The organism is Vibrio sp. 1069, from assembly GCF_033340555.1.
The window spans coordinates 1-517 of sequence record NZ_JAWOWP010000949.1 but is presented as its reverse complement, the minus strand read 5'-3'; the positions used below and the strand labels follow the sequence as shown (position 1 = coordinate 517).

General features: G+C 44.5%; 1 protein-coding gene. It reads left to right on the top strand.

Features of this window, described 5'->3' with window-relative positions:
* The coding region (locus tag R7040_RS29975; protein WP_318098124.1) for a porin family protein at positions 1–490 on the top strand (490 nt) is incomplete at its 5' end.
* Positions 491–517: the final 27 nt, after the last annotated feature.

Sequence of the window (517 nt, the reverse complement as noted above, 5' to 3'; positions counted from 1 at the left end):
TTATCTGGGTACTGGTAACATTGGTTTCGATACGCCGTATTTTGGATCAGACAGAGACAATGAGTGTTCCACACCGCATATCACTGTTGGCTGGGGCTATTATGTTAATCAATACCTTGCGTTTGAAGGTGTACTTCGTTACTCCCAAAACGAGCTTAAGAACGACACGCTAAAAACAGATTTGGATTTGCACTATTACCAAGCAGGCATGTCAGCGGTATTGACCAGTGACAACTTAGGCGACACACCACTCTCTTTGTTTGGCCGCGTGACCGCTTTGGGGACTCAAGCAGAAATGTATGTTCCAAATGCCCAGAAAGTTACTGACGATTCAGGCGCACTGTTTAACGTGGGAGCTGGAGTTCATTGGGATATGAGTAAAGATATCTGGTTACGCGCAGAGTACATCTACAATGTCGCAGATATGGGTTTTGAAGACTTTTACGACAGCTATGAAGGTCTACAAATAAGCTTAGGAAAACGCTTCTAGCGCGACGTTGAACCCAGAATTTGAAGT